This window comes from Priestia filamentosa (assembly GCF_900177535.1).
GTDB classification, from domain to species: Bacteria; Bacillota; Bacilli; order Bacillales; family Bacillaceae_H; genus Bacillus_I; species Bacillus_I filamentosa.
Genome location: NZ_FXAJ01000004.1, coordinates 35,033 through 59,663, shown reverse-complemented (window position 1 = coordinate 59,663; position 24,631 = coordinate 35,033). Strand labels below are relative to the sequence as shown.

Genomic DNA, 24,631 nt, shown 5'->3' with positions numbered 1-24,631 from the left:
TTTAGAAGCGAATATATCCATATCCTATTGATACAAGAACTGCAACAAGAACAATCAATAAAATAAAGAAAGCACCTGTTGGTTCATTTCTTCTCTTTCTTAAAATCGTCATTTCCATTAGTCCAATTGCAAGAACTGCAATAACAAGTTTTACGATAAATACGGTTTGTAATGCGCCAAGTGCAAGCATTCCAATACCTGATACAAGCATGATTACGTAAAATAAACGTAAAATCATATGTGTGATTTTCTGTTTACTAAAGATATAGCTTATAAGATAAAGTACAACAAGCACTCCCCAAGATCCTTGGTGTGCTTTAAAAAAGATTTCCCATAAATCCACGTTTTCTCCCCCCAACTCTCTCTTAAGTTTTACTTTTACATTAGGTTCATTTTAATTTTATAGAGGTTTCTACCTAGTGACAATGCTTTTATAATATTTTTTACAAACTGTTCAAGAATTAAACTCTTTTTAAAAGAAGTAGAAATTCATCTACTTTTTAATCATATCAACGTGAGGAATCCCCTCATCATCATATGGTAATGTAATGGCTTGGAACCCAAAGCTTCCATAGAATTTCTCTAGATGAGCTTGAGCCTGAATTTTTATCGTTGTTTCACAAAGCTCTTCTTCTAAAAATCTAAGAGCTCTTTCCATAATCTCATATCCTAAGCCAATCCCCCTAAAATCCTTATGAACAAGCACTCGTCCAATTGATGCTTCCTTATATGAGACGCCTCTCGGTAAAATTCGCACATAGGCAGCAATAATCCCATCTTCTTCTTTAAATAAGTGGTAACACTCTTGATCTTTATCATCTGCTTCATGATACAAGCAGTTCTGTTCCACAACGAAAACGTCGATACGTACTTTTAAAATTGCATAAAGTTCCTTTGGGGTTAGGTTGTTGAATGGTTTTAAGGTAAAAGACATGATGAATCCTCCGTAGAAATGTAAGTATAAAAAAGAGAGGAAATTCTCCTCTCTTTTCAGATTATTCTAATGACGGTATTGCATTTGTAATGTAAAAATATTTTGATCTACTACTCCTAAAAGGTTAGTGTCTAAAATTCCTCCTACTATAATACTAGCAGCAAATGCTGTAAAAAAGGCTGCATATACAATTTTCTTAATCATGAAACTCTCCCTTTCTTCTTTTAATATCTATTTAAAACTAAAAGTACTCAAACTATCCTAATTTAAATTTGAAACATTATTCTCCATAAAGTTCTCTTATATCGTCACGAACCATATCAGCTAATGATAAGTTCTCTTGTAATCGTAGAACATTTTCAGACTGACGATATAGTTTTAAAGCCTCTGCACTTTCTCCTAGGTTACGGAGTGCTTCTCCCTTTTCATAGAGTAACTCCGCAAAAATGTACAAAGAGTTGTTTTGTAGACAGACTTCAAGTCCCTTTTCAGCTCTTTCAAGTGACTTCTCATATTCTCTCGCTTCTCCTAAAGTTTTAGCTTCATTGAATAAAAGCTTTTGATAAACTGTAGGATCATCAACATGATCTAGACTTTCCCATTCTTTAATTGCCTGATTATGAAAATGGATCGCTGTATCTAGATCTCCCTTATGACCATGTATAATAGCTAAGCTATTTAATATTTCAGTTTTCCTATTAGAGGGAGAAACTTTAGTAGCTCCCGAAAGATCTATAGCCTCTAATAACAAATCTTTAGCCTTTCTAAAGTTACGGAACATATGCTGCCGGCAGATACCTTCATGCCAAATTAAGAACTGTTGATAATTTAAATCACATTTATACATTTCAGTTCTTTTTTCTTTTGTAATAATGTCAAAAACCATTTTATAATTCATCTCATCCACATAATACCGAATAAGTTTCTTAACAGGTTGAATATACTCTTCTAAATTCTCTTCAAAAAAGTATTCCATCGGCGCCCCTAACCTTTGAGAGAGACGATATAAAATGATACTAGAGGGGATGCCTTCTCCTTTTTCAAACTTACTTACTTGTGATTGAGAACAAATGCCTTCAGCTAATTCAGACTGTCTTAAGCCCATCTTCTTTCTCAGGTTTTTAATCTTCTGTCCAATATAATACTCGTTCATACGTTCATCCCCTTGAACTCACTCTATTACTATTCTACTACAGACTTATCTCTATTTTAAGGGAAAGAAGGAAAAGTATAACATAAAAAAGTATCGATAATTTAAAAATGATTCTTTTTACCTAAATATATCCTTAAAATGTAAAATGATGAGTTTTATGTCCTTTTTATCCCTTTATTACACGTCTTGCATTAGAAATAAAGTATATTTCTCTCCTCTTCTTAAAATAATAAAAGAACCCATTGTTCTCAATCGGTAAATAGACCTTTTATTAGCAGGATAATTTAAACAAGAAATTGATTTTATTGATAAATATTCCTACGTTTATGACATATGGTATACTGTACAAAAGAACTATGTATCAAAAGAAACTATTATTTAGAGTGCAAGAGGTGCGAATCCATGCGACAAGAAGCACGAAGGCAAAGAAGAAAAAATCGCAAGAAACGAACTCGGAATTTTTTAAGAATTTTATTGCTTCTATTTTTGGTTGTAGCAGGTTATTCAATTTATCAATACATACAAGGCTTTGATCGTTCTGATTCTAATCTTAATCAGTTTCAAGATTTTAAAGGAGCTGATGAGCTTCCAACACGGACAAATGTTTTAATTCTTGGTGGAGATGCCAGAGGTGAGGAAACACCGAGAACAGACACCATTATGATCGCACACTACAACTTTGATACAAACAAAGCAAAAGTAGTTTCTATCATGCGTGATTCTTATGTAAAGATTCCTGGTCATGGAAAAAATAAAATTAATGCAGCATATGCTATTGGTGGCCCAGAACTTCTTCGAAAAACAATTAAAGAGAATTTTGGAGTGAATGTTCACTATTATGCTATTGTTGACTTCAAAGGCTTTCCCAAAATTGTAGACACCATTGCCCCAGACGGAATTGAAGTGGACATTCCATATGAAATGTCACACGGTATCCATATGACTTTAAAGCCCGGTAAACAAACCCTTCACGGTGAAGAACTTCTTGGATATGTACGCTTCCGCCATGATGCCCAAAGCGATTTTGGGCGGGTTAAAAGACAGCAGGAAGTCATCGGAAAACTAAAAGATCAAGCAGTTCAAGTGACAAACATCTTAAAAATTCCAAAGTTAGCAGGAATTGTAAATTCAAATCTTGAAACAAATTTAGGCACAGGACAGCTTGCATGGATCGCTAAAGAGTTTCTATCAAGTGATAACCGCGAAGTTGAAAGTTTCCGCCTCCCTATAGAAGACGGATTTACTGAAGAAAACCTAGGTGGTAGTATTGGTGCTGCTCTTGTTCTTGATATTGATAAAAATAAAGAAGCTTTACAAGAATTTTTAGATGATGAAAATGAAAAGTCGTCCAACCAATAAAGGTGGGCGGCTTTTTATATAAATTCTCGCTTAAACGTATAGCTTTTTCTTTCAAAGCCTGCTTTTTCTTCGTAGAAGCGGTGGGCATCTTGTCTCTGTAATCCAGATGAAAGAGTCATGTTAACACAACCCCACTTTTTCGATCTTTCCTCAACGAAACGTAGAAGTCTTTCTCCATGTCCTTTTGAACGCTCCTTTTCACTTACAACAAGATCACAAACCCATACAGAATGACCATCATAAAGCATCAGTTTAGGCATATATCCTGTTGCAGCAACAAGTTCTCCTTTCTCATTAAAAACTCCCGCTAGCTCATATTGATGAGCTTTCTTCGCTTCTTGAACTCGTTTTTTATACGTATCAATTGTTAAATGTGGTCTCAACTGATTTATGACAGGAAAAGCAGATAAAACTTCATCTTCATTTACTAATACTTTAATCATTTGTATCTCCTCCCCCTATTCATTTTCTTTCTACTTCTAATATACTACAATACGTTATCCTAATTATAGAAAAAAAAGAAAATTAATACAGTTATTATAAGGGAGGTTGATCATTATTCTAGTTTTAAAAAGACCTTTGTTTTTCCTATTAGGAGCAGGGCTTATCTCACCTTCTTATTAGTTTTGTACCTTCATCATTCTCATCCACACTCTCTTTTATATAGATCGGGCTTTTAATTTGGTTTATTACGATTTTTATCCATGTACTAGGACATCTGTTCTTTGGCCAACTTGTTGGTCTTAAACTTAGCTTTCTCACTGCTGGGCCACTTACACTCTACAAAAGAGACGGCAAACTCAAACTTTCAGAGAATAAACAAGAAACTCCCCCTGAATACAGGGGGAGCTTTCCTATACAAAGTCTAAAAGTAGAAAAATATTAAGACTGATCACAAGTGCTGCTACTCCCCATGCTACAATCGTTGTTATTCGGCGGTTTACAAGACTTCCCATCAGTTTCTTATTGCTTGTAAACATAATTAAAGGAACAAGTGCAAAACCAATCCCAAACGATAAAATCACTTGGCTAATGACAAGCGCTTTTGTTGGATTAATTCCTAGCGCGATAATAACAATAGGAGGAACAATTGTTACAAAACGTCTAACGTATAACGGAATCCGTTTTTTAATAAAACCTTGCATTACCATATCCCCTGCCATCGTTCCAACAGACGAGCTAGAAAGACCAGCAATCAAAAGACCAATTCCAAAGATAACAGCAGCTGCTGGGCCAACAAGATTTCCTAATTCAGTGTAGGCTACATCGATATCTTCTACATGCAGACCATTTTTGAAAAACAAAGCAGCAGCAACAATCAGCATACTTGCATTGACAGCTCCTGCAATAACCATTGCAATAACGATATCTACAAACTCAAACTGAAAGATTTTTTTACGTTCTGCTTCACTTTTTCCGACAACCCTTCTTTGAGTTAAGCCTGAGTGTAAATAAATTGCATGTGGCATCACTGTAGCTCCTAGAATTCCAACAGCTAACAATAGGCTATTCATTCCTTCTAGTCCTGGTACAAAGAGACCATGCATAACTGCTCCTGGTTCTGGTTTTGCATAAAACACTTCGATTACAAATGACAGGGCCACCATGAACAAGAGGCTGGTAATCCCCGCCTCAAGGCGTCTGACTCCTCGTCTTTGCAGCTCTAAGATTAAGAAAGAGCCAACAGCGGCAATACAAGCAGACGGTAAAAGTGGAATATGAAAAAGCAAGTTGAACCCTAAAGCAGCACCAATAAACTCAGCAAGATCTGTTGCCATAATAACAAGCTCTGCTTGAATCCACAGTCCAATGGAAATCCATTTAGAAAAACGCTCACTTGCTACTTCAGGTAAGTTTTTGCCTGTCGCAATTCCAAGCTTTGCTGATAAAGTTTGAATTAATAATGCCATAATATTAGAAAACAGAATAACCCACAGCAAAAGGTAGCCATATTGAGACCCAGCTGAAATGTTTGTCGCAAAGTTGCCTGGATCAATATAAGCAACAGCGGCAATAAAAGCAGGGCCTAAAAAAGGAAGAAAACCTCTTATTCCTTTTGTTTTTCCGCTTAAAACATGTTGAGCAGGATCTATTTTATCCATAAACTGTTCACTCATTTTATCACCTTTTCACTTCAGTCATTTATTTGTCGCGAAACTATCTATTTTTCTGTCAGCTATATTTTTTTACCTAACGCAACTTTTAACATTATAATATTCCTCTCTCTTCTTATTGTCAATGAAGAAAGTGTCGAAAAATAAAAAGAGTAAAAAGAATTTTCTTCTTTTTACTCTTTTCCCATCTTTATAATAAGTGATGTAAGAAAACTGTAGCTATTTTAAAATAAATAAGCAGTGATAAAATATCGTTTAGTGTTGTAATCAGCGGTCCTGAAGCAATTGCAGGGTCAACCTTTAATTTGGATAATAAGAGCGGAATAATAGTTCCTGCAAGTGTTCCAATGATTAAAGTAAAAACAAGAGATGAACTTACAACAAAACTTAATACAAGACTTCCTTGCCAAACATAAGCGATAATAAAAAGCAAAATAGAACAAGTAATTCCAATTAAAGCTCCTACTCCAAATTCACGTAGGATAAGACGAGTAACAACCGCTTTGTTCATTTCTTGACCAACAATACCTCTTACAACAACAGCAAGTGACTGCGTCCCTGTATTTCCTGTCATTCCAGAAATAAGTGGCATAAAAAACGATAAGGCCACAACCTTTTGCAACGTTTCTTCAAACTGACTAATAATACTTCCTGAAATAAGTCCAACAAATAAAAGCAAAACAAGCCATGGAAGGCGTCGATAAGAAGCAACCCATACTTTTGTATCAAAATCGATTGATTTCCCTGTTGCTGAAAGCTTTTCAATGTCTTCGTTCGCTTCTTGAATTACAACGTCAATAATGTCATCAACCGTAATAATCCCAACAAGCACATTGTTTTCTTCAACAACTGGAATAGCTAGAAAATCGTATCTTTCAATAATGCTCGCAACTTCTTCCTGGTCCATCTCTACAGGAACGGAAATAACACGTGAAAACATAATGTCTGCAATTTTCTCATCCATTTCAGCTAAGATTAAATCTCTGTATGAAACAACTCCCATGAGTTGCTTTTCATTATTAATCACGTAAATATAGTTAATGGATTCGGCAATCTCGGCGAAAATTTTTATTTTGTCTACTGTCTCTCTTACAGTATATTGTTCAGGAATCCAAACATAGCGGTTGGTCATAATCCGTCCAGCTGTTTCAGCTTCGTATTCCATTAGTTTCTGAACTGCTGTAGATTCTTCTGTTGTCATCCCTGATAAATACTGCTCTTTCACATCTGGCGTTACTTCATCTAAAAGATGCGCAAGATCATCATTGTCCATTAAATCTAATACTTCCCCAAGGTCATTAACATTGATTTGTTCAACAAGCTCCAGTTGCTCGTCGCGATCAATTTCTTCAATAAGTGATGCTTGCTGCTCTGTTTCAAGTACATCTAAAAACTTAGGACGCTGTTCTTCTGAAAGCATCACATATATTTCAGCAATATCATAAGGCTGTAGTTCTTCAAGAATTACTTGAATACCATTTGTTTTTTCTTGCTCCAGAAGATGCGAAATTCTTGCTACGATTTCTTCGTATGTCATATCTTGAATCATGATTGATTCCTCCTCTCTTATGCTGTAACAAAAGCACAAAAAAACACACCTTAAGGAAGGTGTGTTTTTGTTTTTTTGCATACTAAATAACGCTTCATACCCTCCATTCGTAGAGCTTTAGCACTGTACGGCATAGGTTCTAAAACCAGCTACGTTAAGAATTACCTTATGTCGATAATTCCTGTTGACCCATTGGCGTCTTTGGACATTTTTGGGCAGCAGCATTTCTCCGTACAGGAGCCTCACCTAACGAGGTATATTCTTTTGTCTGTGATGAGTGTAGCTAACATTGTAGAATAAGTCAACTACCATTATAACTAAAAAAATGTTATTGTCCCCATCCTTCTACAACAATTTTTCCAATCATTTTTCCTTCTTCAACTTTTCCATGTGCTTTTCTCATATTTTCAGCATTGATTGGACTTATCGTCTCTTGCAAAGTATGCTGTAAGTTTCCCTTTTCTAACTCTTCTCCAACCTTGTTTAAAATATGATGCTGTTCAACCATATCATCTGTTTCATAGAGAGGTCTTGTAAACATAAATTCCCAAAAGAAAGAAACGCTTTTATCTTGTAAAAGTTTTAAATCGATAGGCTCTTCATTTTCAACAATGGAACAAATCTTCCCTTGTGGACGAATTACTTTACCCATCTCTTCCCAATGTTTATCTGTACTATGCAAACAGAAGATATTGTCAACACTCTCCATTCCATGCTCTTTTAACTGTTCTTCCATTGATTCATAATGATTAATAATGAAATCAGCTCCAAGACCTTTACACCATTCACTTGTTTCAATACGAGAAGATGTTGCAATAACAGTTAGTCCTGCCTGCTTCGCAAGCTGAATGGCAATAGATCCCACTCCGCCACCTCCATTAATAATCAGAATGCTTTCTCCTTCTTGAACATGAAGACGTTGAAATAATCCTTCCCAAGCAGTAAGAGTTGTGAGAGGCATTGCTGCTGCTTCAGCAAAAGAGAGATTTTCAGGTTTTCGTCCAACAATGCGTTCATCAACAAGATGATACTGGCTATTTGTTCCTTGTCTACCAATGCTTCCTGCGTAATAAACTTTATCCCCTTTTTTAAAAAGTGAACATTCTTCTCCTACCTCTTCAACAACACCTGATGCATCAAAGCCAAGAATTTTTGGTTTCTCTTCTTCCCTATCTTTTGGTGCTCGAACTTTCGTATCAACAGGATTAACAGAGACTGCTTGTACACGAATTAATAAATCATGACCTGTAGGATGTCCTTTTTCAACTTCAACATCTACTAAACTCTCTTCTCTTGTTATTGGTAAGTATTTATAAAGACCAACCGCCTTCATCTTTTTTCCTCCTTATTATTTCTTCTATCTTTTACTTTCTTTTATATTTTCCCACTTCAAAAAAGAAGAAACGCGAAAAACCGCTGCGAGTTGACAGCGGCTAAGTTAGCTTGTTTTATTTTGTTAATACGCGGTGCATGAAGACAGAGAACTGATCACGCTTGATTTTTTCAAATGGAGCATATGTGCCATCCTCTTTCCCTGTTGTGATGCCATTTTGGTAAAGAATTTTGACATTCTCTTTGTGAGAAGGAGATACAGAATCAAGATCTGATAGATTTACTTCTTTATTATTTTTCTTTAAGTCAAATGCTTTAACAAGTACACTTGCCATTTGTTCACGAGAAAGCTTGTCATTTACACCAAACGTTCCATCTCCATAACCGTTAAAAATACCTGCTTGTTTCAAAGCTGCAACAGCTTCAGCATATTCAGCATCTTTATCTACATCTTTAAATGAATTTAAATCTTGTGGAACTGGTAAATCTAGTGCACGCTGAAGCATAATTGCAGCTTGAACACGCGTTAACTGCTGTGATGGATTAAACTTTCCATTGTTTCCTTTTACAATGCCTTTTTCCGCTAATGCCATAATTGCTTCATAGCCAAATGTTTTCTCATTGATATCACTGAACTGAATTTTTTCGCTATCTCCATTACCTTTATGATTCTCTTCTAAAATTTTGAACATGCGCTTAGCTTGATCAACATTATCACTCATACCTGCAAACATTTCTTTTCCAGGTCCATATGCATAAACAGGAACATCTTCACCAGTATGGGCTGTTGTTGTCCATCCTGTATATGAATGCGCATCAATAATACGCTCAATAGCGTTGTCAATGTTTGTAACAAGAGCGCTCTCATCTACTTTTTTCATATTTCCTGTCTCATCATCTACTTGTTGATCATTTTTAGCTGCTTCTTTTACACTGTTGATTTCTTCTTTTGTTAATTCAAGGTCAAGGTACTCCCCTAATACAGATTCAACGCTCTCCCCATCAGCAATTTGCTGAGCCATAAAGTCTGGCGTGCGTTTCGCAGCTTTTACTGCTTCTGGAACCCACTTTTGGACACCTGCACCATTCTTATCATTTGCTCCTAGTGTGAAACCACCTGTTGAGTGATCAGCTGTTGCCACAACAAGCGTATGCTTGTCCTTTTTAGCAAATTCAATCGCTGATTCGTATGCTCTTTCAAAATCTTCTACTTCACTCATTGCTCCCACAATATCATGATCATGTGCTGCCCAATCAATTTGACTTCCTTCAACCATAAGGAAAAATCCATCTTCATCTTGTTCCAAACGATCTAACGCAGAATCTGTCATTTCCTTTAATGAAGGATCTTCTTGGGAACGATCAAGCATTTTTGGCATTCCAACTTCAGAGAAGAGACCTAAAACTTGTTTATTTTCGTCTTTTAACATATCTTCACGATTAGAAACATAGCTATATCCGTCTTCTTGGAAGGCTTTTGTTAAATCTTTATCATCTCTTTTAAAGTTTGTTAAACCTCCACCTAAAATAACGTCAATTTTATGTTCTCCATTAATCATTTCATTATAATAATCGTCTGCAATTCCATCTTTATTTTTACGATCTGGATCATGCGCTCCAAATGAAGCTGGTGTTGCATCTGTTATATCTGATGTTGTAACAAGGCCTGTTGCTAAACCTTCTTCTTTTGCCTGCTCAAGAACTGTTTTTACTTCCTTTTTATTAGAATCAACAGAAACAGCTCCATTGTATGTTTTATGTCCTGTTGCTAAAGCTGTACCTGCAGCAGCTGAATCAGTTATGGTATTTTGGGCATATGGATATGTACTTTGTAAACCAACTAGATCCGGATCAAAAGCTGTTGGCTCCATCTTTTGTGTTTCTTTATTATCTTTCATATAACGCTGTGCTGTCGTATATGACGTTCCCATACCATCCCCAACAAGGAAAATGATATTTTTAATTTCTGGTTCTTTCTTCTCTGCCGCATCAACGCTTCCTGCTCCTCCGCCTAATAAACCGCTAACGGCAATGGTAGACATCGCTGCAAATGGGATTAATTTTTTCTTTATTGCTTTTTTGAACATTTCTGATTCTCTCCCCTGAATAAATTAGTTTTTCTTTTCCATCTAAGATGATATCTTCCTTTCATTAACCTACTATTAATCTAGTATTAACTTTTTATAAATATTAAAAGGCGAGTGTCATATATGACACTCGCCTTTTTTCATAAGATTTTTCGATGCACAGCATTTCCATCATATGAAAATAGCACTTGCTTTCCTTCTAAGCTCGTTTCCATATGAACAGTACGTCCCCAAAGCTGATACGTATAGGGAAGTACTTTTTCTAAGTACTTCACATCAAGTTCAATATCTTCATACCAGTGTTTTAAATAAAGCTCTCCATTTTTTAGATAATCTCCATCTGTAACTGTGATATAAGGGAATCCCCCATTTACTCTCATACTTACAAGTTGATCACGTACTTCCGTCCATTGCTTATCAACAATTTTATAATCACGTCCTTGTTTTGCAAACAGATACATATCTTCACGCATAACGAGATCTTTTGTTAAGTAATTTCGAATAAATGAAATATCAGATTCAACTTCACGTACTTCAAACATTTTGTCTCGTCCTGAATTCTCTTTAACTCCAAGACGTTTCATTTCCTCCGTTGGATTGTTATACCGTTCTTCAATATCTTCAAAGATTTTCACTCCTAAATAGTAAGGATTAATCGTTGTACGCGAGGGCTGCACAACATCTGCATTTAATTTAGCAAACTCAATGGCTTCACTGCTTGTTAGCTCCAGTTCACGAATGATGCGTGCATGCCAGAAAGAAGCCCACCCTTCGTTCATTACTTTTGTCTCAAGCTGAGGCCAAAAATATAGCATTTCTTCTCTCATCATCGTTAAAATATCGCGCTGCCATTCTTCTAATTCACGACTGTACTGTTCGATAAATAAGAGAATATCTTTTTCAGGCTGTGGCGGTAACTTTTTCTTCTTTTTTCTCTTCTCTTTTTTCGCTTTATCTCCGTCAAGAGCCCAAAGATCATCGTAAGGTGTTTCAACTGTTGTTTCTTCTTCCTCTTCTTCATCCATCGTCCAAGAAAGTTTTGGACGCATAAGTGATGGATCAATATGCTCCTGGATAGATAAAACAGCATCCAAAAATTTTTCAACTTCACGTTTTCCATGCAAAATTTCATATTGAGTAATTCTTTCAGCAGTAGCTGCCATGCTGTCTACCATATCTCGGTTCGTATTGGCAAAGCGCGCATTGTTTTTAAAAAAGTCGCAGTGTGCTAAAACGTGAGCAACAATAAGCTTATTTTGAATAAGAGAATTAGAATCAAGCAGAAATGCATAGCATGGGTTTGAGTTGATGACAAGCTCATAGATTTTACTTAATCCTAAATCATAGTGAAGCTTCATTTTGTGAAACTGTTTACCAAAACTCCAGTGCGAGAAACGAGTAGGCATTCCATATGATCCAAATGTATAAATAATTTCAGACGGACAAATCTCATAGCGCATTGGATAAAAATCTAATCCAAAGCCTTCAGCAATCTCCGTTATCTCCTCAATTGCACGATAAAGTTGCTTTTGCTGAGTGTCGTTCATAGGCTCTCCCCTTTCACCTTCATATCCTATAGTATGAATATGCTTGTTTATTCATGATGAAGAGATACATTTTTTCTCTCTTTTTTGTATAGAAAAAGAGAGAGAAAGACGTTATTTGTTGTTTAGGAAAGGAAAACGTTTTATATTCTAAGAGAAAGCTGGGTTATAAGGAGGGGTTCGATGAAAGACAGGATTTTATCTCTTATTGAAAAGCAGCGAACTTTTTTTGGGACTGATACTACAAAATATGTTGCTTTTCGCAAAGAAAACTTAAAAAAGCTTAAAAGTGCTGTAAAACGCTACGAACAACAATTGCTAGATGCTTTGCACAAAGATTTACATAAATCTGAGACAGAAGCGTATATGACGGAAATCGCTTTTATATATGAGGAAATTCGTTTTGTTCTAAAAAATCTTGATTCATGGACAAAACCTCAAAAAGTAAAAACACCTGTAAGTCATCTCGGATCCAAAAGTTATCTTTATAGAGAGCCATATGGCGTGACCTTGATTATTGCACCTTGGAATTATCCTGTTCAGCTTCAGTTCTCCCCACTTATTGGAGCAATTGCAGGAGGAAATACAGCTCTATTAAAACCATCTGAATATACGCCTACCGTTTCTAGATGGATTTCTGAGCTTATCCAAGAAACTTTTCCTTCTGAATATATTGCCGTTGTTGAAGGAGGAGTTGAAGAAAGTCAGGCCCTTTTGAATGAACGTTTTGATTATATCTTCTTTACAGGAAGCGTTGCAGTAGGAAAAGAAGTGATGAAAGCTGCTGCAAACTATTTAACACCGCTCACACTTGAGCTTGGTGGCAAGAGTCCTTGCATTGTTGATCAAGATGCAAATATAGAGCTTGCCACCAAACGAATTGCCTGGGGGAAATTCACCAATGCCGGCCAAACATGCATTGCTCCCGACTATGTTATTGTTCATGAGCAAATAAGAGCGGACTTTGTACAACAGCTGAAAGCCGTTGTACAAGAGTTCTACGGAAAAACTCCTCTTAACAGTGAAAAGTTCGGAAAAATTGTGAGCAAACGTCATTTCACAAGACTGATCACATTTTTACAAGATGGGGATATTGTGTTTGGAGGCCAATATGAAGAAGTCGAAAATCGCATATCTCCTACCCTTTTAGAAAATGTAACGTGGGAAGATAGCGTAATGAAGGAAGAAATTTTCGGTCCTATTTTACCTCTCTTTTCTTTCACAAAATTTGAAGACCTGAAATATCATCTGGATCAAGCTCCAAATCCACTTGCACTTTATTACTTTTCAGAAGATGAGAAAAAGCAAGAAAAGATTATTAACTCTTTTTCCTTTGGTGGAGGCTGTATAAATGATACGGTTATGCATGTAGCGAATATACACCTTCCTTTTGGAGGAGTGGGAGAAAGCGGAATGGGCAAATACCACGGGGAAGGAAGCTTTGATGCTTTTACACATGAAAAAGGCATTCTAAAACAAACAACAAAGTTTGATCTTCCTGTTCGCTATCCTTCGTTTAAAAACAGCTTAAAATATGTGAAAAAGTTGTTAAAGTAACCTTACAGAAGGCTTGCTCGTATTATTTGTTCTTTGAAATCAATTTTATGCAACAGAAAAAGTTAACAGTCTTGTTCTTATCACACTGTCACTATTTTGCTTTTTCGTCCAACATTTGTTCAGTAACAAATCAGCAAAACTGTCATACAATAATATCGACTCCTTCAAAGGGGAGGAAAAGCAATGAACATGTTGGACTATGACAGAGCGCTTTATTACACACATCGATCACAGTGGGACAACCTGTTGATTTTGATGGTGCGAACAAACGATGATTTGTTATCAAAGAGGATTGAACACTTTTTACACGCCTATAACTTCGAGCGAAACGAGCGAATTGTGGAAGAAAATTTATACTCTTTGCTATGTTATATTGACTATGCAGGAGAACAAGCGCTTCAGTCTGAGCTGAACGCAATGGAACAATCTTTATAAACAAACTTTTTAATGCATACCCCTAAAAAGGTATGCCTTTTTTCTTTTATACTTATTTTCTGCTCCTTTTTTGTTTTTATTCATTTTTTGAATGTAAACTGAGAAATATTATCTGTTGACTACTGTAACTCTCTTTCGATAAGATAGAAAGCGTATTCTATCATCAGGAGGAACACTACGTGAACAAAAGACAATTTCGGGCGATTGACATTACATATGCAAGTGTCTTTGTAGCCCTTACTGCAATTGGAGCTAACATTGCTTCTTTTGCTCCATTTTTACATTTTGGAAATGTAACTCCAACACTTCAGCCATTTTTTGCTATTCTAGCTGGTGCTTTGCTCGGTAGCCGGTTAGGTGCTTTTTCTATGCTCGCTTACATGGTTGTAGGACTTGCTGGAGCGCCAGTGTTTGCTGAGTTTTATAGTGGGCTTAGCGCTTTATTTACCCAAACAGGCGGATTTATCATTTCCTATATTTTTGCCGCTTATATTGTAGGTAAAATTGTCGAGCGAAAAGAAAATCCAACGCTTGGTACATTTATGGTTGCATCGTATATTGGCATTATTTTCATTTATCTGTTTAGCGTTAACTATATGTACTTAGCTCTTAATACGTGGATTAATACTCCAATGTCTTATAAAGCACTGTGGATTTTCATGGCTGGATTTTTTATTAAAGATGTAATTTTCACATTTTTAGGTGGTCTTATTGCTCCCCGTTTTCATGCTTTATTTAAAAAGACAGGATTTCAAAAAAAATAAGAGGCAAGATTTCATCCTGCCTCTTATTTTTTTATGCTTTTGCAAATTCTTTATAAAGCTTTGTATATTTTTTAAGCTCTTCCATAAACCCTTCTAGCGCTTCTGAAGCCTCTGGAACAAGGAGATCGCTATCTTTTTCAAACATCGGTGGATCAAATACAATTTGTTTTGGTAATGCATTCGCATAAAGAGCACGCATTACATCACGCATGCTGTTCAATGCGTTAATACCACCCTTTCCACCGCCTGCTACTGCAAGAAGTCCAACTGGCTTTCCTTTAAACTGTTCAAACGTTAAGAAATCAAGCATATTTTTCAGTGCTCCACTCATGCTTCCATGATATTCTGGCGTTGTTAAAATAATAGCATCTGCACTATGTACAAGCTCTTTTACTTTTACTACGTTTTCTAATTCGTATTGCTCACTTGTTCCGTTAAAAACAGGTAACACTGTTTCACTTAAATCTATCAAATCTAAGCTGTACTTTTCCGCTAAAAAACGGCTTAAAATACGCGTTCTTCCACTCTCACGTGGTGTTCCATTAATCACAACAATTTTCATTATAAAATCCTCCTATAATATGGTGTTGTCAATGGACTTTTTCTATAAAAGTCTTCATTTATTAAACGTACCATATTTTTCCCTTCTTCCGCTATCTTAATATTATTAAAAGAAAGTTTCCCTAGTGTAAATGAAGAAACATTTCTTTATTTTTTGATTTCTTCTTCATTACTTTCTAAAATAGCTGCTACTTTGTCCATAATACTATTGTTAAGCTGTTCTAACTTTAACACACTTTCCTCATCAGTAGTGGAAACTACTCCAAAGTAAAACTTCACTTTTGGCTCTGTACCAGACGGACGAAGACAAAACCATGAGCCATCTTCTAAGAAATACTTTAAAACATTTGAGGAAGGAAGAGACATTGTTTCTGTTTCTCCACTTTCTAAGTGCGCTCTTTTTTGCACTTGATAATCTTCGATTGTTTTAACTCGTAAGCCAGCTACTTCTCCTGGGGGCGTAGCACGGAAAGATGTTAAAAGGTGCTCAATCTGAGCAGATCCTTCTTTTCCTTTTAACGTAAGTGATTTTAAATTTTCTTTATAATAGCCGTATTCTTCATAGATATTTTGTATAACGTGCCAAAGCGTTTTGCCCTGTTGTTTATAAAATGCACACGCTTCTACAGCTAAGATCAGTGCTTGAATCGCATCTTTATCTCGGCAAAAGTCTTTAACTAAATAGCCGTAGCTCTCTTCATAGCCGAATAAAAATGTCTGGTCATTTGTTTGTTCAAACTGTTTAATTTTTTCGCCGATAAATTTAAATCCAGTAAGGGTATCAATTGCTGTAAGCTTATAATCCTCTGCAATCTTGCGCCCAAGCTCAGAAGTTACAATTGTTTTTAGAACAGCTCCGTTTTCAGGAAGATTTCCGCTCTTTTCAAGCTGAGATAAAAGATATTTTAGTAAAAGTGCTCCTGTTTGATTTCCTGTTAGAAGCGTATATTCTCCATCGTCTTTTCGAACAGCAAGTCCAACTCGGTCTGCATCAGGATCTGTTGCAAGAAGAACGTCTGCTTTTACATCTTTTCCATCTTTAATTGCATATGAAAAAGCCTCAGCTTCTTCAGGATTCGGAGAAAGCACGGTTGTAAAATTAGGATCTGGCATTGCTTGTTTTGCTACAACGTGAACATGTTTATAACCGAGCGTTTCAAGCGCTTTTGTTGCTGATTTATAAGCTGTTCCATGTAAAGGTGTAAAAACTACACTTACGTTGTCTTTAGCTTCCTGTGAAAGTTCTTTTGAAACGCTAACTTCTTGAAGTTTCTTGTTGTATGCTTCATCAAGTGTATCGTCAAGCATAACAAGCAAACCTTCTTCTTTTAGCTCTTCTTTTTCTTTCACTTTAATCTTTAGCTCATTTTCGATACCGTTTACATAAGAAATTAACTCATCAGCACTTTTAGGCGGAAGCTGCCCTCCATCCATCCCATATACTTTATAACCATTATATTCAGGTGGATTATGACTTGCTGTTATAACAATACCACCAAAAGCATGCAACTCTCGAACAGCAAATGAAAGCTGTGGTGTTGGCTTAAGTTCTGTAAAAAGGTAGGTTTTAATTCCATATGAAGAAAGAGTTTTAGCTGCTTCAAGAGCAAATTGTGGGGACTTATGGCGAGAATCGTACGCAATCACAACTCCGCGGTTTTTCGCTTCTTCTCCCGCGTTTTCAATATACTGAGCAAATCCAGCTGATGCCTTCCTTACGGTATAGAGATTCATACGATTTGTTCCAACTCCAATTTCGCCTCTCATTCCACCTGTACCAAATTCTAGATTTTTATAAAAATGCTCTTCAAGCAATCTCTCATCATGTTTAATACTATCTAAACTTTTTCTCATTTCATTTTCTAATTCAATTTCATTATCCCAACGCAAAAAATGCTGATGCCAGCTCATCTTTCTCCTCCTTAATGATGAATCTTAAATCTCGTTTTATAAAATTCTCTTCCATTTATATTACCATGTTTTTTTATAACTTAACGAAAAAAAATCCCATCTCGTTTCACTTTTTAAGATGGGATTTTCTTCTTACTGTGCAAGAGCTGTGTCATCTTCTTCATCAACAGGAACAACTGCATCATGAAGATGTTTTTCAAGTTCTTGTCTATATAATTCTTTTTGTTCATGCGTCCAGCCTAGTTTTGAAGCCATAAGATTAATAACTTCAACTTTCCATTCATGTACCCATGAAATATTGAAGAAAAGCGCTCCAGTACGGCGAATGAAAAAGTCAACAGGTTTTACAACCATCTCATATTCTAGTCCGTACATAACTTGAGCATAAACAGCGGGAGGAACATTTGCATGTTCACCATTTTTCACATACTCAAATACTTTATCAACATTTGAACCATAGCGTTTCGCTAATTTTTCAGCTTGTTTGCGATCAAGACCAATCTTTGTTCCTTCTTCCACTTTTTGTTTTACAAATCTTTCAAATTTCTGAGATCCTCCAAACTCTCCTCCTGAAAGTGAAAGATGTTTAGTTTGACAAGGAAGAAACGAAACATTGTATTCCTCTTCGATTTTTTTCGTTACAGAATCTAAAACCATTTCAGCCATTTTACGATAGCCTGTTAGCTTGCCCCCTGCAATTGTAATTAAGCCTGATTTGGATTCCCAAATTTCATCTTTACGCGAAATTTCAGAAGCCCCTTTTCCTTGTTCATTAATAAGCGGGCGAAGTCCCGTCCAGCTTGATTCTACATCTTTCTCGGTAATGTTTACAGCCGGAAACATGTAGTTAATTGATTTAATGACATATTCACGGTCTGCTTTTGTCATTCTCGGATGAACAAGATCTCCATCATAAACTGTATCAGTTGTACCAACATAAGTTTTTCCATCACGTGGAATGGCAAATACCATGCGGCCATCAGGTGTATCAAAATAAATGGCTTGCTGTAATGGGAAACGTTCTGCATCAATAACTAAGTGAATTCCTTTTGTATGAACAAGCGTTTTGCCTTCTTTTGAGCGATCTTCTTCACGAAGTGTATCAACCCAAGGTCCTGCAGCATTAATAATCTTTTTAGCATAAATTTGGTACGCTTTTTTAGTTGTCTGATCTACAACAACCGCTCCCACAACTTTGTTATCTTCGTAAAGAAAGCTTTCTACTTTGGCATAATTTACAAGAGTAGCTCCTTTTTCAACTGCTTTCTTCGCTACTTCGATAGTCAGGCGAGCATCATCTGTTTTATATTCAACATAGTAGCCGCCACCTCGTAGGTTCTCAGCTTTCACAAGCGGCTCACGTCTTAATGTTTCTTTTCGGGAGAACATTTGACGTCGCTCGCTTCGTTTAACACCTGCAAGAAAGTCATACATGCGAAGACCGATCGATGTTGTGAAACTTCCAAACGTTCCTCCTTTATGGAAAGGAAGCATCATCCACTCCGGTGTTGTAACATGCGGTGCATTTTCGTATACAATAGCTCTTTCTTTTCCAACTTCCGCTACCATTTTTACTTCAAACTGTTTTAAATAACGCAGTCCACCGTGCACAAGCTTTGTAGAACGACTTGACGTTCCTCCTGCGAAATCCTGCATTTCTACAAGTCCCATTTTCAACCCGCGCGTTGCTCCGTCTAAAGCAATTCCACTTCCTGTAATACCGCCACCGATAACTAATACATCAAACTGCTGCTTCTCCATTTCGCTTAATGTCGCAGCACGATTTTCCCCTGAAAAACTCATGAATAATTCCTCCTTTTAAGAGTAAATAAAAAGAGACCACAAGTCCCTTATGATATTTATATACCCATAAGGTCCTGTGGTCTCTCCTATTCTCCAACCATTTATTAACTTATTTTTAATATATCACACTTTTATCTTTTTGTGAATCTTTCTATTTCACACTTCAGAAGATTCTTTCTTTATTTGAACACCATTGCTGCTTCAACAGCTTTTTTCCATCCACCGTACAACTTCGTACGCTGATCGTCTTCCATTTTCGATTCAAATGCTTTTTCAACATCCCACTTCTCTGCTATTTCATCACGACTTTCCCAGAACCCAACAGCAAGCCCTGCAAGGTATGCTGCTCCAAGAGCTGTCGTTTCATTAATTGTAGGTCTTTCAACAGGAACATCTAAAATATCGCTTTGGAACTGCATGAGAAAATCATTTTTAACAGCTCCTCCATCAACACGCAAACGCTTGATTTCCATTTCTGCATCTTCTTTCATAGCATCAAGGACATCACGTGTTTGATAAGCTAGTGATTCAAGTGTTGCTCGAACAAAATGCTCTTTTTTAGTTCCACGAGTCAATCCAAACATTGCACCACGTACATCGCTATCCCAATACGGTGTTCCTAATCCAACAAAAGCAGGGACCATATAAACTCCATCTGTTGATTCAACACGCTCCGCGTATTTTTGACTGTCTGCAGCATTATTAAACATACGAAGCCCATCTCGAAGCCATTGAATAGCCGAACCAGCTACAAAAATACTACCTTCAAGCGCATACTCTACTTTTCCATCAATCCCCCATGCAATCGTTGTTAACAAACCGTGCTCAGACTTAACAGCTTTTTCTCCTGTGTTCATAAGCATGAAACAACCTGTGCCATACGTATTTTTAGCCATCCCTTTTTCAAAGCACGCTTGCCCAAAGAGTGCTGACTGCTGGTCACCAGCTGCTCCTGCAATAGGTACTTTTTGACCAAAAAAGTGGTAATCAATTGTTTCTGCATATACTTCTGAAGACGCCTTTACTTCTGGAAGCATAGACGCTGGGACACCTAGAATCTCTAGCAATTCTTCATCCCATTTTAAATCATAGATATTAAACATAAGCGTACGTGAGGCATTTGAATAGTCTGTAACGTGCGCTTTTCCACCAGATAGCTTCCAAATAAGCCACGTATCAATTGTCCCAAATAACAGCTCACCATTTTCTGCTTTCTCACGTGCTCCATCTACATTATCTAAAATCCATTTTACTTTTGTGCCTGCAAAATAAGCATCAATTAAAAGCCCTGTTTTATCACGGAACGTATCGTTATAGCCTTTTTCTTTTAGTTCATTGCAAATACTGCTTGTTTGGCGTGATTGCCAAACAATCGCATTATAAACAGGTTGGCCTGTATTTTTATCCCATACAACTGTTGTTTCACGCTGATTTGTAATTCCAATTCCCTCAACTTGATTTGCTTTTACTCCGGATTCTGATAAACACGATGCAATACAAGATAAAATGGAGCTCCAAATTTCATTTGCATTGTGTTCAACCCAGCCAGGGTTTGGAAAATATTGTGTAAATTCTTTCTGTGATGTATGAACAATTTCGCCTTTTTTGTTAAATAAAATAGCTCTTGAGCTTGTTGTTCCTTGATCTAATGCTAAAATGTATGTGCTCATAGCTTTTGCCCCCTCTAAATTAGTTTAGTTCTCTTTTTATTTCTCCTGCTACGTAGTCTTGTTTCTTAGACATACGGTACGCCAATGCTAATATTACAACCACAATGGCTACTACTCCCCAATATACAGCACTTGTTGTTCCTTCAAATATTATTTTATAAAATACTGCCCCTAAACTTCCACCAAGAATAGGCCCAACAACAGGAATCCATGCATATTTCCAGTTTGAATCTCCTTTTCCTGCGATCGGAAGTAATGCATGTGCAATACGTGGTCCTAAGTCTCTTGCGGGGTTAATTGCATATCCTGTTGTTCCCCCTAGAGAAAGACCAATACTTAAAATAAGGAACCCAACGATAAGCGGGTTTAAGCCTTCTGTAAACTTATTTGCTCCTATTGTTAATAATCCTAGAACAAGAATGAATGTTCCAATCATCTCACTTAATAAGTTTGAAAACGGGTGATAGATAGCTGGTCCTGTTGAAAATACGCCAAGCTTTGCTCCTGGGTCATCCGTTGCTTTCCAGTGTGGTAAATAATGAAAGTAAACAATAACTGCTCCTAAAAAGGCTCCAATCATTTGAGCTAAAATATAAAGTGGAACATCTCCCCAAGCAAACTGGCCAGCTAATGCCATTCCAATTGTTACAGCTGGATTCAAATGTGCACCGCTTACACTTCCAACTGCGTAAACTCCCATTGTTACTGCTAATCCCCAGCCAAAAGTAATTACAATCCAGTCACTTTTATGAGCAAGTGATTTTTTTAAGTTAACCCCTGCGCAAACTCCTCCGCCTAGTATAATTAAAATCATTGTCCCGACTATTTCCGCTGTAAAAGTACCCATGGGAATTCATCCCCTTTGCTCATATTTTTCTAAAAATCTATTAATGGCGATGTGACAAACTGCAAAAAACCACAGTATACCCCTAAGGTTGATTAGGGATGTACTGTGGTTCTTGTCTCCGTCACGTGTATTAACTTTGATACTAGAGTACTAGAAAGTGAAAGCGTTGTCAAACCCTTTTTACTACTTTTTTTTCCAAAGCTCCTCATTAGACGTTGTAACAGCTGCAGCTCCTGCTTCCAATGCTTTTTTAATTTCATGCTCTGCTCGAATAAGTCCTCCTGCAAGGACAGGGGTATTCGTTTTTTTCTTTACTTCCTTAATAAGGTGTGGAACAACTCCAGGAAGGAGCTCTATGTAGTCTGGTTTTCCTTTATTAATAACAGCGAAGCTTTTTTCAAGTGCTTGACTGTCTAAAAGAAAAACGCGCTGAATGGCATATACCCCTTTTTGTTTAGCTTTTAGAATTACATTTAAACGCGTTGAAATAATACCAGCAGGCTTAATTTCCTGACATAAAAAATCCACAGCATGTTCATCGTGTTTTAGACCACTAATTAAATCAACATGGAAAATTAGCTTTTTATCGTGCTCTTGAGCCGCACGTGCTATTCCCTTTAAATGTCCTAAATAACATTCCAATAAAACTCCATATTGATACGGAGAACGTAAAAAACGTTCAAGCTGCTTCATATCGCGAATAGCTGGTATAACTTGTTGATCTTCAAAGCTCACAATTTTTCCTCCATTATAATTTATTTCATATTAAAAAAGCATCCTTAGAGAAAAAGGAAATAAGGATGCCCTTTTAACATTACTTCTTATAGTGAACAGTGTAAATATCACGACGACGATCTTTTAACTGTCGAACTGTTCCTGACTGGCGTTGGCGACGTAGAATTTCTAAATCAACATCTCCAATAACGACCATTTCAATATTAGGATTGCACTCGCCTACAATGCCATCGCGTGCAAATTCAAAATCAGAAGGTGCAAAAATAGCGGACTGAGCATATTGAATATCCATATTCTCCACTTGCGGTAAGTTTCCAACTGTTCCTGCGATAACAGTATAAATCTGGTTTTCCACTGCTCTTGATTGAGCACAATAGCGCACACGTAAATAGCCTTGGCGATCCTCTGTACAGAACGGAGTAAAGATAATTTTGGCTCCTTTTTCTGTCGCAATACGTGCAAGCTCAGGAAATTCAATGTCATAGCAAATTTGAATAGCAATTGGCCCACAGTCTGTATCAAATACTTCCACTTCTTCTCCAGCCGAAATTCCCCACCATTTTCGCTCATTTGGTGTAATGTGAAGCTTATATTGCTTTTCAATTGTTCCATCTCTTCTGAAAAGATACGCGATGTTATAAATATGCTCATCTTCTTCTACAAAATGTGATCCACCAATAATGTTAACATTGTACTTTACAGCAAGATCTGTAAAAAGCTCAATGTATTCTTCAGTATACTCTGTTACACGCTGAACAGCTTTTCTAGGAATATGCTCATTTAAAAATGACATAAGCTGTGTTGTAAAGATTTCGGGGAATACGCAGAAATCAGCTCCAGCATCATATGCAACATCAATATAATATTCAGCTTGCTGTGCAAAATCTTCAAATGAGTTAATTTGTTTCATTGCATACTGTACTACACAAATCCTTACTGGAAAAGATGTTTTGTAGTGACGCTTTGATTTTGCTACATAATCAATATTGTTCCACTCCATAAGCGTCGCATACTGATTTGAAGCTGCATCATCAGGCAAATAGTTTGGATTAATTCGCATAACGGTAAACCCATTCATAAGCTGGAATGAAAGAACAGGATCATAAATTTTATGTTCTTTCACTTCTTCTACATATTCACGTGGCGTAAATTCATCTGCATATTTATGATAATTAGGAATTCTTCCTCCAATAATAATGCTTTTTAAATTGTGAGCTCGCGCTAAATCTCTACGAGCTTCATAAAGACGGCGCCCAATTTTCATTCCTCGAAATTGAGGGTGAACCATAACTTCAATTCCATACAAGTTATAGCCATCACTATTGTGATTTGTAATATAACCTTCGTCTGTTATATCATCCCACGTGTGTTTATCGTCATACTCATCAAAGTTTATAATTAAGCTTGAACAAGACCCAATAATTTCTCCATCAAACTCGACACAGATCTGGCCTTCTGGAAAAATATCCAGATGACTTTGAAGCTGATCTTTTTTCCATGGGTTCATTCCAGGAAAGCAAAGCTCTTGAAGCTCAATAATTTTTTCAATGTCTTTATGTTCAATATTACGCATAATAACTTTCTTCTCAAATTTGGATAAATCGATTTCTGACATGCATCTGTAGCTCCTTTTTCAACATTCTTTATATTGTTCCCTTTTTTGTAAAAGTAAAACTTTCTAAGCTGAATCACTACAAATCTGTACTTTTATTATAATCAGAAAAGCGAAAGAGGGGAACTAGAAAAAGGCAGCGGGAAAACCCGCTGCCATTTAGTTCACAATGAAGCGATATTCATAATGTCCTTGTGTAATCTGATAACGTTCTTTCGAGAAATAATCCATTTCAAACGGAAATAAAAACCCATATTTCTCTAAAATAGAAATATTATGATGAAAAAGCTTTCGATCCTGGTTTGTAATTTCTCTCGTTTGAACAGTTTCAATAAGATTAGTAATCGTTTGCATGCTGCTAATAACCTTTAAAGCTTCATGTAAAAAGCCATTATATACTTTTTGCTTTGCATAGCTTATTGAGAGAAACTGAACATTTTTGTATGTTTGGATCTCTTCCTGAGAAAAGTAGCAAGGTAAAATATTGTAGACTAAGTGCTCGCTCATCTCTTCTATGTATGTCTCCATCTCTGGTGTTGCGGCATTTAAAACTTTCACGTTACCTCCACCTCTTTTATCCTTTTTCTTCTGCTTACAATACTAACATATTTTCCAGTTAAAAAGGTGAGGTAGTTATTTCTAAAACATGCCGTAAAACCTAGAT

General features: G+C 36.5%; 22 protein-coding genes and 1 riboswitch. Of the genes, 4 read left to right on the top strand and 18 right to left on the bottom strand.

The features are described 5' to 3' along the window. Position 1 precedes the first annotated feature (1 nt). The 4 genes from B9N79_RS16460 to B9N79_RS16450 all read right to left on the bottom strand — a co-directional run bounded on the left by B9N79_RS16460 (position 2) and on the right by B9N79_RS16450 (position 2,087). Complete coding sequence (locus tag B9N79_RS16460; protein WP_019393946.1) at positions 2 to 343, bottom strand: DUF1516 family protein; 342 nt, start codon at positions 341 to 343, stop codon at positions 2 to 4. A gap of 150 nt (positions 344 to 493) precedes the next feature. Then, positions 494 to 934 carry a GNAT family N-acetyltransferase gene (locus B9N79_RS16455; RefSeq protein WP_040057206.1) on the bottom strand — a complete coding sequence of 147 codons (441 nt, stop codon included), beginning with the start codon at positions 932 to 934 and terminating at the stop codon, positions 494 to 496. A 66-nt stretch (positions 935 to 1,000) separates the two neighbouring features. Then, entirely contained in the window at positions 1,001 to 1,138 is a 138-nt protein-coding gene (locus B9N79_RS26195) for a hypothetical protein (RefSeq protein ID WP_156134354.1), read from the bottom strand. Between the two features lie 76 nt (positions 1,139 to 1,214). Next, positions 1,215 to 2,087 carry a helix-turn-helix domain-containing protein gene (locus B9N79_RS16450; RefSeq protein ID WP_048896693.1) on the bottom strand — a complete coding sequence of 291 codons (873 nt, stop codon included), beginning with the start codon at positions 2,085 to 2,087 and terminating at the stop codon, positions 1,215 to 1,217. A 333-nt stretch (positions 2,088 to 2,420) separates the two neighbouring features. Between B9N79_RS16450 and B9N79_RS16445 the strand changes: the two genes are divergently transcribed. Beyond that, a complete protein-coding gene (locus B9N79_RS16445; protein ID WP_376752410.1) occupies positions 2,421 to 3,446 on the top strand; it encodes an LCP family protein in 1,026 nt (341 codons plus the stop codon). Between the two features lie 14 nt (positions 3,447 to 3,460). Here the strand turns inward: B9N79_RS16445 and B9N79_RS16440 are convergent, their stop codons facing one another. From B9N79_RS16440 to B9N79_RS16415, 6 genes are all read right to left on the bottom strand, one after another. Next, on the bottom strand, positions 3,461 to 3,889 hold the full coding sequence (locus tag B9N79_RS16440; RefSeq protein ID WP_040057208.1) for a GNAT family N-acetyltransferase: 429 nt from the start codon (positions 3,887 to 3,889) through the stop codon (positions 3,461 to 3,463). 411 nt (positions 3,890 to 4,300) lie between these two features. Beyond that, on the bottom strand, positions 4,301 to 5,563 hold the full coding sequence (locus B9N79_RS16435; protein WP_019393952.1) for an Nramp family divalent metal transporter: 1,263 nt from the start codon (positions 5,561 to 5,563) through the stop codon (positions 4,301 to 4,303). Between the two features lie 187 nt (positions 5,564 to 5,750). Further along, positions 5,751 to 7,109: a magnesium transporter gene (gene mgtE / locus B9N79_RS16430; protein ID WP_019393953.1), complete on the bottom strand. Its 1,359-nt coding sequence runs from the start codon at positions 7,107 to 7,109 to the stop codon at positions 5,751 to 5,753. Positions 7,110 to 7,203: 94 nt separating this feature from the next. Further along, positions 7,204 to 7,370, bottom strand: a riboswitch (M-box (ykoK) riboswitch). A gap of 67 nt (positions 7,371 to 7,437) precedes the next feature. Next, positions 7,438 to 8,442 carry a zinc-binding alcohol dehydrogenase family protein gene (locus B9N79_RS16425; protein WP_040057209.1) on the bottom strand — a complete coding sequence of 335 codons (1,005 nt, stop codon included), beginning with the start codon at positions 8,440 to 8,442 and terminating at the stop codon, positions 7,438 to 7,440. A 115-nt stretch (positions 8,443 to 8,557) separates the two neighbouring features. Further along, on the bottom strand, positions 8,558 to 10,528 hold the full coding sequence (locus B9N79_RS16420) for an alkaline phosphatase (protein WP_040057210.1): 1,971 nt from the start codon (positions 10,526 to 10,528) through the stop codon (positions 8,558 to 8,560). A gap of 140 nt (positions 10,529 to 10,668) precedes the next feature. Further along, positions 10,669 to 12,075 carry a SpoVR family protein gene (locus B9N79_RS16415; protein WP_019393956.1) on the bottom strand — a complete coding sequence of 469 codons (1,407 nt, stop codon included), beginning with the start codon at positions 12,073 to 12,075 and terminating at the stop codon, positions 10,669 to 10,671. Between the two features lie 180 nt (positions 12,076 to 12,255). On the opposite strand from B9N79_RS16415, the gene B9N79_RS16410 reads away from it, so the two are divergent. From B9N79_RS16410 to B9N79_RS16400, 3 genes are all read left to right on the top strand, one after another. Continuing rightward, complete coding sequence (locus B9N79_RS16410; protein WP_085118693.1) at positions 12,256 to 13,629, top strand: aldehyde dehydrogenase; 1,374 nt, start codon at positions 12,256 to 12,258, stop codon at positions 13,627 to 13,629. A gap of 183 nt (positions 13,630 to 13,812) precedes the next feature. Further along, complete coding sequence (locus B9N79_RS16405; protein WP_019393958.1) at positions 13,813 to 14,064, top strand: YhdB family protein; 252 nt, start codon at positions 13,813 to 13,815, stop codon at positions 14,062 to 14,064. A 179-nt stretch (positions 14,065 to 14,243) separates the two neighbouring features. Continuing rightward, entirely contained in the window at positions 14,244 to 14,828 is a 585-nt protein-coding gene (locus B9N79_RS16400) for a biotin transporter BioY (RefSeq protein ID WP_019393959.1), read from the top strand. Between the two features lie 31 nt (positions 14,829 to 14,859). Here the strand turns inward: B9N79_RS16400 and B9N79_RS16395 are convergent, their stop codons facing one another. The 8 genes from B9N79_RS16395 to B9N79_RS16360 all read right to left on the bottom strand — a co-directional run bounded on the left by B9N79_RS16395 (position 14,860) and on the right by B9N79_RS16360 (position 24,525). Next, positions 14,860 to 15,390 carry an NADPH-dependent FMN reductase gene (locus tag B9N79_RS16395; protein WP_019393960.1) on the bottom strand — a complete coding sequence of 177 codons (531 nt, stop codon included), beginning with the start codon at positions 15,388 to 15,390 and terminating at the stop codon, positions 14,860 to 14,862. Between the two features lie 146 nt (positions 15,391 to 15,536). Further along, positions 15,537 to 17,300, bottom strand: coding sequence for a phospho-sugar mutase (locus B9N79_RS16390; RefSeq protein ID WP_040057212.1), 1,764 nt, complete (start codon positions 17,298 to 17,300; stop codon positions 15,537 to 15,539). Positions 17,301 to 17,432: 132 nt separating this feature from the next. After that, a complete protein-coding gene (locus tag B9N79_RS16385) occupies positions 17,433 to 19,103 on the bottom strand; it encodes a glycerol-3-phosphate dehydrogenase/oxidase (protein ID WP_085118691.1) in 1,671 nt (556 codons plus the stop codon). A gap of 179 nt (positions 19,104 to 19,282) precedes the next feature. Beyond that, positions 19,283 to 20,773: a glycerol kinase GlpK gene (gene glpK / locus B9N79_RS16380; protein WP_019393963.1), complete on the bottom strand. Its 1,491-nt coding sequence runs from the start codon at positions 20,771 to 20,773 to the stop codon at positions 19,283 to 19,285. Positions 20,774 to 20,792: 19 nt separating this feature from the next. Then, positions 20,793 to 21,620 carry an MIP/aquaporin family protein gene (locus B9N79_RS16375; protein WP_040057214.1) on the bottom strand — a complete coding sequence of 276 codons (828 nt, stop codon included), beginning with the start codon at positions 21,618 to 21,620 and terminating at the stop codon, positions 20,793 to 20,795. Between the two features lie 183 nt (positions 21,621 to 21,803). Next, entirely contained in the window at positions 21,804 to 22,355 is a 552-nt protein-coding gene (locus B9N79_RS16370; protein ID WP_019393965.1) for a glycerol-3-phosphate responsive antiterminator, read from the bottom strand. A gap of 79 nt (positions 22,356 to 22,434) precedes the next feature. Next, the gene (locus B9N79_RS16365) at positions 22,435 to 23,970 is read right to left on the bottom strand and encodes a bifunctional GNAT family N-acetyltransferase/carbon-nitrogen hydrolase family protein (RefSeq protein ID WP_040057215.1); all 1,536 of its coding nucleotides are present in this window, start codon (positions 23,968 to 23,970) and stop codon (positions 22,435 to 22,437) included. 156 nt (positions 23,971 to 24,126) lie between these two features. Continuing rightward, positions 24,127 to 24,525: a YhcU family protein gene (locus tag B9N79_RS16360; RefSeq protein WP_019393967.1), complete on the bottom strand. Its 399-nt coding sequence runs from the start codon at positions 24,523 to 24,525 to the stop codon at positions 24,127 to 24,129. Positions 24,526 to 24,631: the final 106 nt, after the last annotated feature.